This window comes from Parabacteroides sp. AM17-47 (assembly GCF_003434625.1).
GTDB classification, from domain to species: Bacteria; Bacteroidota; Bacteroidia; order Bacteroidales; family Tannerellaceae; genus Parabacteroides; species Parabacteroides distasonis.
Genome location: NZ_QTLI01000001.1, coordinates 54,593 through 72,251, shown reverse-complemented (window position 1 = coordinate 72,251; position 17,659 = coordinate 54,593). Strand labels below are relative to the sequence as shown.

The following is a 17,659-nucleotide window of genomic DNA, read 5'->3' as shown; positions in this document are numbered from 1 at the left end:
ATCCGGGCAGATACATTCCTGCAACCGCGTAGATACGGACCTGCAGCGGGGTAGATACGGACGTGCATCCGTGCAGATACGGACCTGCAACCGGACAGATACGGACCTGCAACCGGACAGATACGGACCTGCAACCGTGTAGATACGTACCTACAACCGGACAGACACGGACGTGCAGCCGGGTAGATACGGACGTGCGTACCTGCCCGGATATCTCGTCACTTACAATGTTCCTTTATTAATTTGTCCACGACAGGATCACCCAACTCCTTCGCCTTGTTGAAAGCCTCGCACGCTTCCGCCTTCTTACCCTGACGGACGTAGCAGATGCCTCGCAAACGATAGCAAGAGGCGAAATCCGGAGCGATCCGCAAGGCATTCTCTAAGCTCCTCAACGCCTGATCATAGTTTTCCATACGGATATATACGGACGCTTCCTCCGCCGGATAAGTCGGGTCGCCCGGATTCAAGCGGATCGCGGATTGGATATCGGCCAAGGCGCCGGGGAAATCGTTCATGCGGAACTTCGCTTGCTCGCGGTAATAGAAGAAGCGGTCGCCGACCTGTCCTTTCAAGAGATTGTAGTATAAATCATAATCGTCCACGGCCTCCTTGTATTGCATCAGTTTCAAGCGGAGATCCACCCGTTCCAAGATATAGGGAGCGGCCTCGTTCGTTGGCGGGTTCCCGCATTTGGCGATGGCGCTATCCAGCAAGGCGATGATATCCCCGAAGTTAGCGCCCCGGATATTCGCCTTCGCCTTCGCCGCCCAATACCAAGAGGTAGAAGATGCCATATCGCTATCGTTCACCTTCATATAATCATCGAACGCCTGCTCGAAATCTCCTTTATAAAAATGGATGTCCCCTTCCAATTGGCGATAGACCGGCAAGTCCTCCTCCCCGATCGCTTTTTGTATCGCCTCGGTAGCGGCATCGACGGTCCACTGCTCCTTATTCAAGGTCGTATCCGCGGCGGCCACGCCGTAGATCAGCTTGGCTCGGTTGAACCAGATATCCCCTTTCCGCTCGCTGAAGCGGGAAGCCGTGTTTATATCTTCCAACGCCTTATCCAGATAAGCCCCCTGCTCGGCCTCCGTAGGAGCCAGATCCGCACGGTGGTAAGCGTAATGATTGGCACGGTTCAAATACCCGTCGGGAGAATCCGGGAAAGTGGCGATAAAATCATTCAAGGTAGCCAGATACGTCTTCGGGTCTTGCGAGTTTGCCATCAAGTATAAGGAGACCTGCGCTTGGCTTGCGTCCGACGGCCACGCCTTCCGGATACCAATCCGGCTATAGGTGGAATTAAAGGCGTCCGCCGACTGGATCGTCAGGCTATTCGCGTATCCCGCCGAGACCGCATAGGAATCTTCTTTCTTCCCCGACGCATCTTCCTGCGCCAAGCCGAACACCTCGCCGTCCGCCGTCAATACAGGAGCGTTTACCTGCCCGCTCTCCAGCGCCATCGACAATTTATAATAGCTGAACGGCTCCTTCAACTTACTGACCTCCGAGACCGGTCCTTCCCCGAACTTCGTGATCTTACCGGTCGAGTAAGGCATCAGATAAGCGATAACTCCTTGCGAGATCGGCTCACGGGCGATCGGCAAGAACACAGCTTTCTTCGGAACCTCTACCTTGAACTTGATCACATCATATAATTCATCAGCCCCCAAGATGCGGCTTACCGGATATTCTTTTCCGTCGGCGTCGGTCACGGTCGCCCTCGCTGCGTCCTTAAACAAGGAATAGCCGGACAACGCCTCACCGGTCTCGGTAATGAAAAATCCCGTACCAGACGCTTTCTTCTGGTTATCTTTTCCATAAGTAGTGACGGTAACCACCGCCTTTCGTTGCTTATCCATCCATTTGGGCGCTTTCTTTTGCGCCGCCACCCAAAATACTTGGCAACAAATCGTAATCAACAGAACAATTCTTCTCATTTCGTTTTCATGTTATCAGAATATACGTCGCAAATGTAAATATTTATACCGGATAGGCGAACAAATTAGGGAATTAATCTATTATGAGTATATTCGCGGAAACACTTATAAAAAACCGCGAGATTATGAGACTAAAATCATGTATGCTTATGTGTAGTTTATTCATGGCGAGCTTAGCCTCCGCTAGTAACTTCGCCTCGGATTCTTTCAAGACCAAGAGCGGAAAAGAACTGATCATCACGTTCATCAAGCACGGCAGCCTGATGCTTACGTACGACAATCATTCGATACAGGTAGATCCTGTCTCCGAATACGCCGATTATACGACTTTCCCGAAAGCCGATATCATCTTGATTACCCACGAGCATGGCGACCATCTGGACCCGAAAGCGATACAAGCCGTCGAGAAAAGCGGTACGGAAATCATCGCCAACGAGAACAGCCAAAAGAAACTGGGAAAAGGGAAGGTCCTAAAAAACGGCGATACGGATACCTCCATCAGCTATATGAAGATAGAGGCCGTCCCCGCCTATAACACCACGCCCGGCCGGGATAAATATCACCCCCGCCACCGGGATAATGGCTATATCCTCACGTTCGACGGACTAAGAGTCTATATAGCCGGCGATACGGAAGACATCCCGGAGATGAAAGACCTGAAAGACATCGATATCGCTTTCCTTCCCGTCAACCAGCCTTATACCATGACCGTCCCGCAAGCGGCGAAAGCGGCCAAGATGTTCTCGCCTAAAATCCTATACCCTTACCATTACGGGGATACGAAGATCGGCAAGTTGAAAGACGCCTTGAAAGGTAGCGGCATCGACGTCAGGATACGGGAGCTACAATGACGACAAGGCACGGCTCGCCTTTAAGATATTCCGCCGGTACACCCAGCAAGCCAAGAGGAAATAAACGACACATTGCACCCACAACGTCACGTACTCCACACCGACTTGCTCAATCGACGCTCCCATCGAGTTGAGCTGTACATAGGCCAGCGTAGCGGGAGCCGCCGGAATGATATAATGGGCCATTTGCCAATACCAAGGCATCAATTCCAAGGGATAAGAGACTCCGGAAAGGAAGATCAAGCCTACCGAGAAGAAGGCGATCATCAATAACGGAGCCTCCGAGTCCGTAAAGAAATAAGAGGCGGCCAGCCCAAAGAAGCTGGTAGCCAGCAGGAAGGGTATCAGCAGGATCAAGGTGTTCAGATAATTACCGATATCCGGCAGGCCAAACAATAGCGGTATCAAGCCCAACAAGAACAAAGCGAAAATCGTATACAATACGCAATACACAAAGGTCTTGCTGATTATCACCCTAGCGATCCGGCCAAAGGATAATCCCTCGGAGGCGAAACGAACGATGGTACCCGAATCCCGCTCTTCCCCGCTTATCATACCGATCACCATCAACAAGGTCTGGAACATAATGACGATCAATACCGCCGGGATCAAATAGGTTCCATATCCTTCCGTAAAATTATACAACGCCGTCCCGACCACTGATATGGGTTGCGCCGAAACGATCTTGGAAGCGTCTTGCTGGGGCAAGAACACCAACATCTCCGGACGATACCGATCGTTCAACGCCAACATGGCACCGCTGGAAGCCTCCTGCATCGCCATATAATATAGGAAAGCGCTTGTCGTCTGGTACATGATAAACAGGGACTCATTCCCTCGTGCCACCCGGGTCTCGAAATCAGAGGGAAGATACAAGATACCTACGGCATCCCCCTCCTTCATCCACTCCTGCGCCTCGGCGTAATCCAAACCATCGGCGATTACCGAGACTTGCGGAGTGGCGTTCAGCAAACGGATGTACTCCCGGCTCAAGTCGGTCTTTGAGTCATCGACGACTACCACCGGGGCGTTACGCACCAGATCCGGGGCATACATATAATTATACAGCAGGCCATAGAGAAATATACCTCCTACCAAGACGAGCAAGATAGCGTAGCTCGTGGAGATCGTCTTAAACTCGTCCTTGACCAAGGAAGCGATATCCGCCAAGGTTCCTTTCATATTATCGGATGTTCTCATATTTATGACTTAAAATAGCGGTTTTCAAATGTGGCAACAGCACCAATGCCAATAACATAAACGCAAACAACGAACTTACGTTTACCCATGTATAAGGGAATCCGTAATCGCCATACAATAAGTTCTGGTTGATCTCCACGAAATGCCGTACTGGAAACAGGTACGAGGCGTAATGTACGGGAGCGTACATGGAATCGACCGGGAAAGTAACGCCGCATAAAGTAGCCCCCAGCGAACCGACCATCGACACCACACTAATCACGATCGCTATAGCGGGAAACAACGAGAACAGGAATACCGCCAACGCTTGCGTAGCGACCACGAATAAGATCGCCGTCAAGTTCAATGGCCAGAAACCGCAAGCGAAAGGAATATGCATGACCCCGAACATGATATAGTTAGCGAAGACGCTCATGATACAAAAGATAATCGTATAAGGGAGCAGTTTGCCCACCACCGCCACGAACATGTTCATCCGTGCCGCCTCCAGCCACTCATCGCCTGTCCGGAACTTGATCTCGCTACCGATAGCGTACACCGTAACCAGCAAAATGATCACTTGGAAAAAGACAAAGAAAAAAGGATTGCTCAGATAAACGGAATAATCCAGATCCGGGTTGAACAGCGGGTGGCTACTGGATCGTACCGGTAATAGGAAGGTGGTTATCTGATTCTCCCCCAGCCCCATCGCCGTAGCTTGCACAACCACCGGGGCGAGCGAAAGCGTACGCAGCAGGGTCTCGAAGGCCCCACGTACCTCACCGCCCACGCTCAACAAGGCATAGTGGTAATAATACGATAAAGTAGCGTCACGCCCCGCCGTGGCATCCGCCTCAAACTGATTGGGGATCACTAGATAACCGTAGATTTCTTTTGCTTGGGTAGCATGGCGAGCGGTCTCTTGGTCCGTATAATGCCGGGTTACCCGGAAAGTCGGTACCGCCTCTACCTGCCGGATGATCTCCCGGGACATGGAGGTGTTGTCTTGGTCCACTACCGCTATCGGTATATTCTCCATCTGCCCGCTTCCGAAAATCGTAGACATGAAGAATATACAGAACAGAGGCAGCACGATACACACCCCGAAGTATAACCTCCGGGAAACCATGCGATCCAGTTCCCGACGTAAAACCATATAGAAAGGACTCTTCTTTAGCATAGCGACAATAAATTATTTAGTTGTAGAGACGGGGGCGTGCCCCGTCTCTACAAATGGATAGTATTAAGGGAGTTGATAGAGTACGGACATACCGGGACGCAATCCCTCCACCTTCTCCACCGGTAAGGCATGTATCTCGAAGGTCCGCAAGTCATAGCTACCAGTCTGCTTGGTAGATTTCCAAGTAGCGAAACTGCCCAACGGACTGATATAATTGATCTTGAACTCAATATCCTTCTTATCGATCGCCGGTACATCGGCGACAAACGTTCCTCCCATCTTAAATAAAGGCAAACGATCCTCACGTACGTTCAATACCACATGCACGTCATCTAATACGACTAAGTTCATGATTGGCATCCCGGCCCCAACCAACTCTCCCCGTTTCGGGAAGATAGCGGAGATTTGTCCCGATTCCGGAGCCGTCAACCGAGCGTCCTGTAAGAGAGCCGCCACCTCCTCCACGGTTCCTTGTGCCGCCGTCACCAACGAGCGGGCGCTCTCCTTATCTTGTATCTGCGCCCCGTCTACCGCCATTTGATATTGGCTATAAGCGGCACGTTCGGCGGCCTCAGCCGCTTTATACATGGCCTCCACCTCATCTTTACGCTGTGAGGTTACCACGCTATCTTTATACAAGGCATTGACCCGATCATAGGTAATCTTCGCCAATTGTAAATCCGATTTGGATTTATTCCACAATTGTTGCAAGGAAGCGATGATTTGCTTTCGTGTACCCTCATCCACTTTCTGGTGCTGATACTTCGCTATGTTCTCCATGGCGTTCACCTGTTGATATTTAGCCAATGCCTCCGGACTATTGATGACTACCAAGGTATCGCCTTGGCGTACATTCTGTCCCTCTTTTACCAGAAAGGTATCGATACGCCCCGGTAACTTACCGGAGATACGTATTTCCGTTGCCTCGATCTGCCCTTGCAAGATCACCGGCTTCTTTTTCAACAAGATCATCCCGATCAACGAGACAACTATAACAATCGCCAAGACTGCGACGAAGGCCACACTCAAATATCTCTTAGTTTTATCCATAACTCCTAAATTTTCAATTTTCAATTCTCAATTTTCAATTCCCCAAAAGCTCCTCGGTCTTTCCCTCCATCTTGTATTGGTGGAACTGCTCCGGCGTACCGCAGACAGACAGCAGATTAATCAAGGCTACATCATACTGATAATAAGCCAAAAGAAAAGCGGTCTTCACCTTCGCCAGCATAACCTCAGCATCGACTACCTCCGTAGAAGTAGCCATTCCCTCTTGGAAGGATTTCTTCCGCACCCGGACCAGTTCCCGGCTCATCTCGATCGTCGTATCCAAAGCTTTTACATTGTCCAAGGCATTTTGTAGCTGGCTGTAGAATTTATCGATACCGACCTCCAGATCCGTAATCGCCTTCTCCTTACCCAAATGAAGCGACTGACTAGCGATCTTTGCCTGCCGGATGGTTTTCTCCCGATTCAAGCCGTCAAAGATATTCCACGTAAAACCAACTCCCACCATCGTACGAGGCAACAAATATTTATCCAGTCCATCAGCGTACAAAGTCTGTTTGCCGAATAAAGCGATATTCGGGACATAAGCGGACCGGCCGATCTTTAGTTGATTATCGGCTACAACCTGCTGCAATTTCAATTGATTGACTATATAATTATTCATCGGAACCAGATCCTTGAAGTATTGGGCCGGAGGAAGCGCCTCATTAATAAATAAAGGAGTCGTGGTACGTACGTCGCTCCCCTCCTCCATATTAATCAAGCTTTTAAACGCCTGTTGGGCGACCGCTAAATCCTTACGGGCCGATTCCAGTTCTCGTTTCGCCTCGTCCATACTCACCTGAGCGAACAGACGCTCGGCCCGATTGATCATCCCGTTTTGCTCTAATTTAAGGGCTTGGTCATAATGGGTTTTCAAAGAATTGTACACTTCTGTTTTTACGTCCACCACGCTTTGTCCCAGACGAAGCCCGAAATAAGCCTCGATCAATAAGGATTGTTGGTTAGCATCCACTTGGCTCCTATTCACCTCCGCTATAGAGACCATCGTCTTTCCGATCTTGTTCGCGTAGATACGTTTTCCTCCCGTGAAAACAGGCCACGTCACCGTAGCGTCTATAGAAGTGATGTTTTGGGAGATTAGCGGAAGCGAGAAAGTACCTTGCCCGATCTTATCCAATACCGACATGATCAACTCATTATCCGGGATATAATTATGGACAAACTCCTTCGCCGGTTCCGTATATTTACTCAGCGACTGCCGTACCTCTATCGGATTCGACATATGTACGAAAGCACCCGCGGCGTTCACCGACGGATACCAAAAAGCGTTTAGCTTTTGATGCTCATTCCGAGCCCATTCCACTTCTTTCCCGGCTATTTTCAAGCTTTTATTTTCCTTATGAAGCAGGTCGAGAGATTGTTCCAAGCTTAAATCCACATCGTTCCCTTGGCTCCATGAAGCGCATGGAAGAAGATACAGCAAAAGAATACTGTAAGATACTATATTACTCACCATAAACTCATTTAGTAATTGACGTTCAGTTGGAGTAATAACAGCGAAAAAGGGAGGATTGTTTTTACTTCTTTTTCAAGTTGGGAAGGAACCAAGTAACCAGTCCTAAAAGAGGCATGAAGCCACATACGTTGTAGACAGCCTCTATTCCATAATGATCCGCCATATTTCCTAATACGGCCGAGGCTATACCCGCCACACCGAAAGCAAATCCAAAGAAAAGTCCCGAGATAAGACCTAATTTATAAGGAAGCAACTCTTGCGCATACAACAAAATAGCCGGGAACGCCGATGATAAGACCAACCCCACGCAAAAACTAAGCACGATCGTCCAAACGAATCCCACATGCGGCATCAACAAGCTAAATGGGGCTGCCCCTAGAATCGATCCCCAAATCACATATTTCCGTCCTATCTTATCACCGATAGGACCACCCGCCAAAGTTCCCATGGCCGTAGCGATCAGGAAGACGAACAAACAGATCTGCGAAGTCTGTACACTCACCCCAAATTTATGGATCAAGTAAAAGGTATAGTAGCTATTCAAACTAGCCATATAGATATATTTAGAGAAAATCAAGGTCAGCAATATCGAGATCGAAAAGACTGTTTTTCCCAAAGAAAGAGGCATCTCCACATGCGTCTCACCCGACTTCTTCTGCCATTTCACCCGACTCAAATACGCCTTATACCAACGGCAGATAGGAATCATCACCAAAATAGCGACGAATGCTAGTATAGAAAACAAAGCGATATGAGTCCGTCCATAAGGCGCCACCAATAGAGCAACCAGTAGCGGACCTAACGATCCGCCCAAATTACCACCCACTTGAAAAAGCGATTGCGCCAATCCCCTACGCCCTCCCGACGCTAGCGAGGTGATCCGGGACGCTTCCGGATGCAAAACCGAAGACCCGATACCTATCAAGAATACGGAGATCAAGACCCAATGGAGCGTAGAGGAAAAAGCGAGATTCAACAAGCCGACCAACGTAAAACTCATACCAATAGGTAACGACCAAGCCACGGGACGCTTATCAAAAACCAAACCGGTTATAGGCTGGAAAACAGAAGCGGATAATTGATAAACAAGCGTAATCAACCCGATTTGGGCGAAGCTCAACGCTAAATCATCCTTGAAAAGTGGATAAACCGCCGAGATAACGGATTGCAACGAATCATTCAAACAATGCGTAACACTTAACGCCACCAATACCCGGAATGCTGTTTTATTTACCGGCTGTTGTTTAGGAACCTGCTCCATGACTGTCCATATTTCTATTTAACCTCGTGCTCATTAACATTTCAAAAACCACACAAAAAGTTAGCTAATTTCTAGAAAAACAAACCCTAAGAGCCTATTTTAACCATAGTTAATACAACTATTCTTTCGGTTCTTTTCATTTCTTTATGTTAATCGGCTTAATCTTAATACCTATGAGCCTTGTTTTCTCAGTGATACTTCAGAGCTGTATCCCGGAATGAGCATATATCTTATAACTCACTCCCAAAACAAACGCCAAAATCCCTTATCTGCCATCATTCCGACCCGAAGTTAAAGATCGAGATCATTAACGGGAACAGCCTCTGAAGTTTTTTATATTTATTCCTCTTCTTCTCCCTCGTTCGCCGAATGTAAGATAAAAGTAGTAGCGCCAATCGTTACGATCGAACCTTCCCCGATACGTACTTGTTCTTTTTTACCGACCAATACATTTTTCACAAAAGTCCCGGTCAAGCTAGGAAAGTCACGCACCATATAAACGAACTTGCCATTAGTGTCTTTCTTTACATTAATCACACAATGCTTACGCCCCATACTTGGATCGCTCGTGATAATAGGGACATCTACACCTTCCGTATCCTTATTACGGCGACCAATCACATTATCTCCCATCACTAATGGTAGATCTTGCTTAAAAGCAAAACCATTCTCGATAATGGTAATATAACCACAAGAGAAATCCGGTTCCTTCACCTCTTTTTCCTCACCGGTAGCCGTCTTCACCACCTTTCGGCCCAATTTAATCTTAAATTGCGCTCCACACTGCGGACAGACGAAGGCTAATACCTTCCCTTCCGGATATTTGGTCTCATCAAAAGACAACTGATTATCACATTTTGGACAGAATACTCTTTTCATACACTTAAATACAGGATCTAGTATTACAAACGGAGCGCAAATTTACGAAAAAACCTTCAGCTACACTCCTAAAATCTCATGGTTATAATTTTTTGAAACAAAAAAGGCTATCCATCACGGACAGCCAATCTCAATTGTTAACCTTAAATCTAATACCATGAAAAACACAGTGCAAATATAGAGGTTTTATGTTATGTAGCATAATGTTTTATTTGCAATTCTCATTTACTTAACCAGATTTAACAAAACCATGCTTTAAAACATATCCGTAAAATAATATATATCCCCTTAGAACTTAGGTTCATTCTCTTTAATCTCCTTCAAAGGCAAGGTAAACCAAAAAGTGGAACCTACTCCCAATGTAGATTCTACCCCGATTCGTCCCCCTAGTTTCTCGATAATATTTTTGCAAATCGCCAATCCTAATCCGGTACCTTGTTTGCAAGCGTTCAACTTAACAAAGCGATCGAATATAGTTCTACAATCTTCCTCCGAGATTCCCATTCCCGTATCCGAGACCGAAACTCGTATTTCATCATTCGATACCTTATAGGCTAATTTGATCTCACCTTCCGAAGTAAACTTAATCGCATTTGTCAAGAAATTAGAAATAACCTGTACGACTCGTTTCGGATCTGAGAAAACGGTCACGGGTTGTGAGCCCTGGTCGAAAACAAATCGAACGTTTTTCGGAATCTTCAAGGCATGTACCGCATAAGTTTCCTCACAGATCTCCTTAAAATCAAAATTTCTCTTCGTAATGTCAAAGGTTCCCGCCTCAATCTTTGAGAAATCAAGGATATCCTCAATCAATTGCAGAAGCAATTCACTATTCTTGTCAATGATATCCACATAAAACTCTCGTTCCTCCTCCTCTATCTCCTTGGTCTCTGCCAGTATATTCGCGAAACCAACAATAGCATTTAAAGGCGTACGGATCTCATGACTCATATTCGCCAAGAACATAGACTTAAGCCGATTCGCCTCTTTAGCCTTAGCTAACTCATATTCTTTCCGTTGACGCTCTCGTTCCACCCAGCGCAATTTATCTTGCATGGCGATCTCATCCGTTATGTCCATCAAGTAATAAAGGATTTTCGCTGGTCTTCCCGCCTCATCATATTTATAAGGGTACGCATACGCTCTCACCCAAACATATTGCCCCTCAAAAAGCTGTCGGTATTGAATACTATATTCACCGATCTCACCCGTAACAATCTTTTCAAAGCCTTGTACAAGTACCCTTTCCCGATCTTCCGGATGTACGATCTCACAAAAATCTTTTTTCGTTGTCAAGTTACTTGCTCTCAATCTGGATTTATTACCTAAAACACGTAAATCCAGATCGATATGCATCTTATCGGTTTTAACATCATATTCCCACAGCAAGGAATCACTGCAACGCATAACCGTTTTCAACTTCGTGAACAGTTCCTCTACTTTCTCCGACTTTTGATATTCTTCCGTCTCATCCGTAAACATTAGTACATATCCACAGATATCTTCAGCCTCTCCTTCCAACGGCACACATTTAATAGACAGACGTAAATTTGTACCTTCCTTTTTTGGGTCTATGTTATAGTACTCATTCGTTTGTATATTATCAAATTCATAATTACAATCGAACACAACCATTTCTCCCTGTTTCAGACGAGCGATCTTGTCCTCTGGAAAATTAGGATTCTCGAAAAGATTTATTCCCATAATATCCTTCCGGCTTATAGCGAACAAATTCTCGTCCGTCCTATTGAGATCCACTAGCTGCCCCCTCTCGTCATAAACTTCAATTCCAACAGGTAATTTCTGGAATAGGGCATTAAAGCTCATTTCCTCTAGCATTTTATTACATTGTCCCATCGTCATATTAAATTATAACCACTAATTCCCAACTTTAAATCAATCAAGCAATCTCCTCTATTATTTATACAACAAATGAACTATAATAACGATTGCAGCAGAAGTTTAAAGTTATAGAAATAATATGAAAATCAAACATAATTATGTTGAAAATATATGTTTTCGATATTGAGAAAGAGTCATTCCCGTCCGTTGACGAAAAAAGCGATTCAATGTCGATTGAGACGGAAAATTAGTCAATATAGCGATCTCCTGTATATTTAATCGAGAGTCACGTAGCAACGACTTTACCTCTAACACTATATAGATAGATAAAAACTCCTTGGCTGAAATGCCACACCTTTCATTCATGATCGCACTTAAATAAGTTGTCGTTATATTCAATTTATCCGCATAAAATCCGACATTCTTGTGATTCTTGAAATTCTCTGCCACGAGACTACAGAAATCATAGATCAATTGCTCTTTTCTCAAACTAGTCCTGAAAGGGATTTTCTTACGCACTTTCACATAATAGTCGTAAACATCCATGTAAAAAATCCCCAAGTAACATATAATCCGCTCCCTCAGAAGCCCATTACCCCGATACCGCTCAAGCTCATTCTCTATCAATTTGCAAAATGATTGAAAACGCTCAATACCATTATTATCCTCTATATTATAGTAAAAATGATCCTTCACGAAAAAATGAAATCCCGGATCAAAATGACGTAAGGAACTTAATACATCCCCATGTAGTACATGTGGTATGATGATAAACTTCGCCGAGAAGTCCTCACTCACGTTCCGCATTGAGCATAACTGTCTCGGAAATAAGAAAATCAATTCATTCTTATTCCATACATGCTTATTATCAAGCAAATGAATGATCGCACTACCTCTATTACATACTGCTATTATCCCGTAATCCAAAAAAGAAGGTTCTGAAGTCAATGGACTATCTTCAATCTGTTCCGTAATAATAAAGTCTTTTTCTAATCCGCCTAAAAAACGATCACATGTATTATACCTATTCTCTTGCATATACTCTTATAAATTAAGGGAATACGAAATCTTACCTCCAACAACAATCAACAGAATAATATTATATTTTGTTCTGTCCGTTAAGGTCCCAAGTATATTCGTTTGATATTTTTCTTTCCTTACCCCCTCTTCTATTAGCCATCAAACCTTATATATCAATTGGTGCTAACAGCTAACCAAGGAAATCATAAAAAAATACAAGACAAAATTATATAATAAAAAATTGACTATTAAATGCATAACTAAACTAAAAGCGTACAAAAACACATCAATTGTATACAAAATCGAAACAGACAAAGAATAACCGAAAAAGATCACAAAAATACAGTTAGCTTCATTGACAAAGTAAGTTAACTGAAATACCAAAGCAAGTCAACTTACTTTGCCGATGAAATTAGCTTACTTTGAAAGTATGGATGTTACCCTCGGAAAGGGGCGCTTAAGCAGTGTTCTCAAAAATTCGTGTATTCATGCCTCTATACAAAAAAGGCTATCCGTCACGGACAGCCAATCTCAATTGTTAACCTTAAATCTAATACCATGAAAAACGCAGTGCAAATATAGGTGGTTTTATGTTATGTAGCATACTGAATTATTTGCAAAATTCATTCACTTAACTCGATTTAACGAAATCATGCCCTAAAACATAGTTATTAACAAGAAAACTATTCGTTCAGATCTAATAGCTTCCCAAGAAATCGTCGAGGGAACGAGTATCATCATCTGGCATCAATTCTTTTTTCAAACGAAATTTGCGTTTATAGATAGCATCCTTCGTCACATTCAAGACTGACATCAGCTCCGCCGAAGTTAGCCGCAATTTGATCAAGCAACAAAAACGAATGGCATCCTCCGTCAAATCCGGATAAGCGACACGTAAACGACTTATAAAATCATCATAAAGAGTATTTACGATCTCGATCAAGTTTCTCCAATCTGAATCCGGCAATATCGTTTCCGATTTAGAAAGTATCTTCAGCTTCTTGAACGTATCCAACTGTTCCAGCAAACACTTCGCCAAACGCTCCTTTTCCTTGATCAAGGATTCCACGTCACGATGCGCTTTCCACTGAGCCGCATGCTGGTATTCCTTCAAACATTTCTCCTTCGCTTCCAATTGCTCCTTGATGTGCGACATCTCACGACTATAACGTTGTATCAAGATTTCATTTTTATCCACAAGACTCGCTATTTCTCTCAGTTCTTTCTCCTTTTTTGTCTTATAAAGGTGATAACGCAAAAAAGATAACAGAAGCAGGGTAAAAGCGACGATGATTAAAATGATCAGATAATAAATATCTACATAGAAATGCTCCGGCTCCTTTAGAACCGAGCTTATGGCAGTAGATGTGTGCAGCGCAAACTTCATATAAATAGTATTTATTATCTTAATACTTCTTTCTTAGAATTCCCTCTCTCCAAATCGCTTCCAAAAAGCCTGTCCCATATCCGATCAATTGGACAAAAGCCGCTATGATAGATAACAACGCAACGATTCCGTTCTTATTTCTCACTAAAGCGTCAAAAAAGATCAGCGAAATATAAAATAACAATAGCCCCCATACCTTTGGAACGAAAAAAGCGGAAATACATACCCCCAGCAGACCTACCACAAATAAGGCCGGCAGGCAATGTACCCATTTCAATGATTCCGGGTACTTCTGGTACAAGATAATCCTAGCGTACCCCGAATGCCATACTTGCCGGAAAAACTGGACGAAATTTGTTCTTCGCTTATGATAGACCCAAGCGCCCGGAAAATAACGGCATTTATAGCCTGCCGCAAAAATCCGGATACTAAAATCTATATCCTCTCCATAACGCATATCAGAGAAACCACCCAAGGCTTCATACACCTCTTTCCGCATTCCCATATTAAAACTCCGGGGATAGAATGCATCTAAATGCCTCCGGCTTCCTCGGATCCCTCCTGTCGTAAAAAAAGAAGTCATCGAGTAATTGACCGCTTTCTGTATAGCGGAAAAAGAAGAATGCGCCCTGTCAGCACCACCAAAGGCATCCACCTTATAACGCATTAAGGACTCGTGTACTTGTTCCAGATAGCTGGCCGGAACGATACAATCCGAATCCAAGACAATCACGATCTCTCCTTCCGCATAACGTACCCCTTGATTGCGAGCCAAGCCTGGACCTGAATTCTCTATATAGAAATAGCGAATCCTCAAGCGGTTATTATAGGCATTGACTATGGGCTCACAAGGTATAGAAGAACCGTCGTCCACTACGATAACCTCAAAATGTACATATGTCTGCCGGGTAAGGCTGTTTAATAAATCGTCTATCTCCTCCGGACGATTGTAGACAGGAATAATAATTGAAAATACTTCCATTAAGCTAGATTTAATCTGCCGACAAAAGTAAAGAGTTAAAAAGCGTGTGTCAAAAAAGGGCACTGGACAAATAGAGGACATAGCTGGACATCGAATACCCCCTATTTTTTACCCCATAATAGAAAAACTGGACAAAATCCATAAGATACGCTCAGTTTATCCATACGGAAAAGTCTATTTATCAACAGCTTACAAAATACAATACTATCCGCTACTATTTGGACAAAGACTGGACGCACACAATATTATTTCATTCGCACATCTGCCCCCCACATTAATTTTTCCCGAAGCGTCTGATAAAAAGTATGGTTATAGCGTTTGATGACTTTCGTCGTATAATCGGCCTTGCTCATCTTTAATTCGATACCTGCCGGGAATATTTCCGAACGTCCATCCAAAGAGATCAGAAAATATTTATTCCGGCTCTCTACCCGAAGCGTTATTATATCTGAATCCGGAATCACCAACGGACGCACGTTCAAGGAATGCGGAGCGACCGGACTCAAGACAATGCTATTACTTTGTGGGACGATAATCGGCCCATTTACGCTCATCGAATAGGCTGTGGAACCGGTAGGTGTAGCCACTACCAAACCATCCGCCTGATAGGAAGTCAGATATTCCCCATTCAAGAATGTATGAATCGTAATCATCGAGGAACTATCACGCTTCAGCACGGCGATCTCGTTCAAGGCATAATTATATCCGTGAAACGCACGGTCTTCCGTATATAAACGCAAGAGGGTTCGTTCCTCTACCTTATAGTAATTCTTAAAAATCTCATCCAGCGTATCCTCAACCTCATTACTGCTGACATCCGCAAGGAAACCCAGCCGTCCGGTATTAATGCCTAAAATAGGGATATCCTGTTTATTTACCCGGGCCGCCGTACGAAGGAACGTACCATCTCCTCCCACGCTAAGGGCTATATCCAGATCAAACTCATCACCCACTAATAGCCCGCTCACCACTGGCTCAAAACCAAAAGCATCGGTAAGGAATGTATAAAAAGGGCTGTCCACATAAATATCAGCCTCTTGTTCACGAAGCTTCTCAAACAGGCGTTTAATCAGATTCTGTCTCTCGATCTGATATTCACTTCCAAATATTCCAACTTTCATTCTACGCTCCTTACTTTACATATTCATATAATGTAATAACTCATTCATCCGCTGCCGCAACATATCATCCACCATCCCCTTCTCCATAAAATGATAAAGCACCGTATAATTGAAACGCTCGAAACTACGGATCACGGGAGAGGCATCTTCCAAATCGATCTTAAGGGTTATAAGCAGACGGCCCGTATCTTTATCTTGATGGGATAGCAAATTAAGGACATGGGCATTATTCGCCTCTACCAAACGGGCGATATCCGTTAATGAATAATCCTGTGGCATCATTTCCAATACGATCACGCTTCCAGCCGCCTCCGCATTACATAGCTCGGATAAAGCATCCACCAAACGATCCCGGGTAATCGCCCCCAAATAAGTTCCGTCCACGGAAACCACAGGCAACAGGCTCAATCCATATCGGGTTATCATTGCCAACGCTTCATGTAAATGTCCATTTTCCGAAATCGCCGGAGCGAATAAAACCGGCTCACCGATCGTAGCCGAAGGATCCGGCAGCGCCAATAAGTCTTTTTCCGACACTAAACACTGGTATGCGCTATCACTCAATAACGGAAGATGCTTGAGTTTAAAATCCTCCATTAACGCCAACGCATATTCCGCTGTGTCAAAACTTTTTAACACCGGAATTTCCTTTGTTATGAAATCTTTCACCAACATTATTCTGTTAATTCCCTAAATCCTGCTAAATTTGCCGATACTTTTGTGCAAATGTAATGAAAGAAAAAAGATATACGATATACAATGACAAATTTAAGTGTAAACATTAACAAGGTTGCTACTATTCGTAATGCGAGAGGTGGCAATATGCCAAACGTGCTGAAAGTGGCGCAAGACTGTGAATTATTCGGGGCACAAGGAATTACGGTTCATCCCCGTCCGGATGAACGACACATACGCTATAGCGATGTTTATGGACTAAAACCTCTTATCCGGACAGAATTTAACATAGAAGGCTATCCTTGTGATAAATTCATCGACTTGGTATTGAAGGTAAAACCGACCCAAGTCACACTGGTTCCGGACGCTCCGGATGCCATCACGTCGAACTCAGGTTGGAACGTAAAGGACAATTTCGATTACTTAAGCGAATTGGTAGACACCTTTACCTCACAAGGAATCCGTACATCCATCTTCGTCGGAACAGACTTGGCGAATATCGAGCTAGCGGCGAAAACAGGTACGGACCGTATTGAATTATATACGGAACCTTATGCGACCTATTATCCGGAAGATCGTGACAAAGCGATCGCTCCTTTTGTCGAGGCCGCGCAATTAGCTAAAAACTTAGGATTAGGCGTAAATGCCGGACACGATTTGAACTTAGAAAATCTGGCTTTCTTCAACAAGAATATCCCTTGGCTGGAGGAGGTTTCTATCGGCCATGCCTTGATTTGTGATGCGCTCTACCATGGTTTGCAAGAGACGATCGCTTTATACAAGGCATGCTTGAATAGTTGACAAGTGAC

General features: G+C 44.5%; 15 protein-coding genes. 2 read left to right on the top strand and 13 right to left on the bottom strand.

The window, feature by feature from the left end; genetic code table 11:
- Positions 1-218: 218 nt before the first annotated feature.
- Entirely contained in the window at positions 219-1,946 is a 1,728-nt protein-coding gene (locus tag DW205_RS00345; RefSeq protein ID WP_005868025.1) for a tetratricopeptide repeat-containing serine protease family protein, read from the bottom strand.
- Between the two features lie 125 nt (positions 1,947-2,071).
- Between DW205_RS00345 and DW205_RS00340 the strand changes: the two genes are divergently transcribed.
- Positions 2,072-2,797: an MBL fold metallo-hydrolase gene (locus DW205_RS00340; protein WP_005868024.1), complete on the top strand. Its 726-nt coding sequence runs from the start codon at positions 2,072-2,074 to the stop codon at positions 2,795-2,797.
- Here the strand turns inward: DW205_RS00340 and DW205_RS00335 are convergent.
- The 12 genes from DW205_RS00335 to DW205_RS00280 all read right to left on the bottom strand — a co-directional run bounded on the left by DW205_RS00335 (position 2,789) and on the right by DW205_RS00280 (position 16,850).
- On the bottom strand, positions 2,789-3,997 hold the full coding sequence (locus DW205_RS00335) for an ABC transporter permease (protein ID WP_005855888.1): 1,209 nt from the start codon (positions 3,995-3,997) through the stop codon (positions 2,789-2,791). The two genes, DW205_RS00340 and DW205_RS00335, sit on opposite strands and share 9 nt — an antisense overlap.
- The gene (locus DW205_RS00330) at positions 3,981-5,156 is read right to left on the bottom strand and encodes an ABC transporter permease (protein ID WP_005868023.1); all 1,176 of its coding nucleotides are present in this window, start codon (positions 5,154-5,156) and stop codon (positions 3,981-3,983) included. The genes DW205_RS00335 and DW205_RS00330 overlap by 17 nt, the downstream gene beginning before the upstream one ends.
- Positions 5,157-5,219: 63 nt before the next feature.
- On the bottom strand, positions 5,220-6,206 hold the full coding sequence (locus DW205_RS00325) for an HlyD family secretion protein (protein ID WP_005868022.1): 987 nt from the start codon (positions 6,204-6,206) through the stop codon (positions 5,220-5,222).
- A gap of 34 nt (positions 6,207-6,240) precedes the next feature.
- Positions 6,241-7,683, bottom strand: a complete 1,443-nt coding sequence (locus tag DW205_RS00320) for a TolC family protein (RefSeq protein WP_005868020.1) — start codon at positions 7,681-7,683, stop codon at positions 6,241-6,243.
- 61 nt (positions 7,684-7,744) lie between these two features.
- Positions 7,745-8,944: an MFS transporter gene (locus DW205_RS00315; RefSeq protein ID WP_005868019.1), complete on the bottom strand. Its 1,200-nt coding sequence runs from the start codon at positions 8,942-8,944 to the stop codon at positions 7,745-7,747.
- A 339-nt stretch (positions 8,945-9,283) separates the two neighbouring features.
- A complete protein-coding gene (locus tag DW205_RS00310; protein ID WP_005868017.1) occupies positions 9,284-9,823 on the bottom strand; it encodes an FHA domain-containing protein in 540 nt (179 codons plus the stop codon).
- A 288-nt stretch (positions 9,824-10,111) separates the two neighbouring features.
- Positions 10,112-11,680 (bottom strand): ATP-binding protein, encoded by a 1,569-nt coding sequence (locus DW205_RS00305; protein WP_005868015.1) that lies wholly within the window; start codon positions 11,678-11,680, stop codon positions 10,112-10,114.
- Between the two features lie 141 nt (positions 11,681-11,821).
- Positions 11,822-12,472, bottom strand: a complete 651-nt coding sequence (locus tag DW205_RS00300; protein WP_226769897.1) for a helix-turn-helix domain-containing protein — start codon at positions 12,470-12,472, stop codon at positions 11,822-11,824.
- 910 nt (positions 12,473-13,382) lie between these two features.
- Positions 13,383-14,072: a hypothetical protein gene (locus DW205_RS00295; protein WP_005868012.1), complete on the bottom strand. Its 690-nt coding sequence runs from the start codon at positions 14,070-14,072 to the stop codon at positions 13,383-13,385.
- 19 nt (positions 14,073-14,091) lie between these two features.
- Positions 14,092-15,054, bottom strand: a complete 963-nt coding sequence (locus DW205_RS00290) for a glycosyltransferase family 2 protein (protein ID WP_005868009.1) — start codon at positions 15,052-15,054, stop codon at positions 14,092-14,094.
- A 245-nt stretch (positions 15,055-15,299) separates the two neighbouring features.
- Positions 15,300-16,175, bottom strand: a complete 876-nt coding sequence (locus DW205_RS00285; protein WP_005868007.1) for an NAD kinase — start codon at positions 16,173-16,175, stop codon at positions 15,300-15,302.
- Positions 16,176-16,190: 15 nt separating this feature from the next.
- The gene (locus DW205_RS00280; RefSeq protein WP_005868005.1) at positions 16,191-16,850 is read right to left on the bottom strand and encodes a CBS domain-containing protein; all 660 of its coding nucleotides are present in this window, start codon (positions 16,848-16,850) and stop codon (positions 16,191-16,193) included.
- An 84-nt stretch (positions 16,851-16,934) separates the two neighbouring features.
- Between DW205_RS00280 and DW205_RS00275 the strand changes: the two genes are divergently transcribed.
- Positions 16,935-17,651: a pyridoxine 5'-phosphate synthase gene (locus DW205_RS00275; RefSeq protein ID WP_005855864.1), complete on the top strand. Its 717-nt coding sequence runs from the start codon at positions 16,935-16,937 to the stop codon at positions 17,649-17,651.
- The last annotated feature ends 8 nt before the right edge of the window (positions 17,652-17,659 follow it).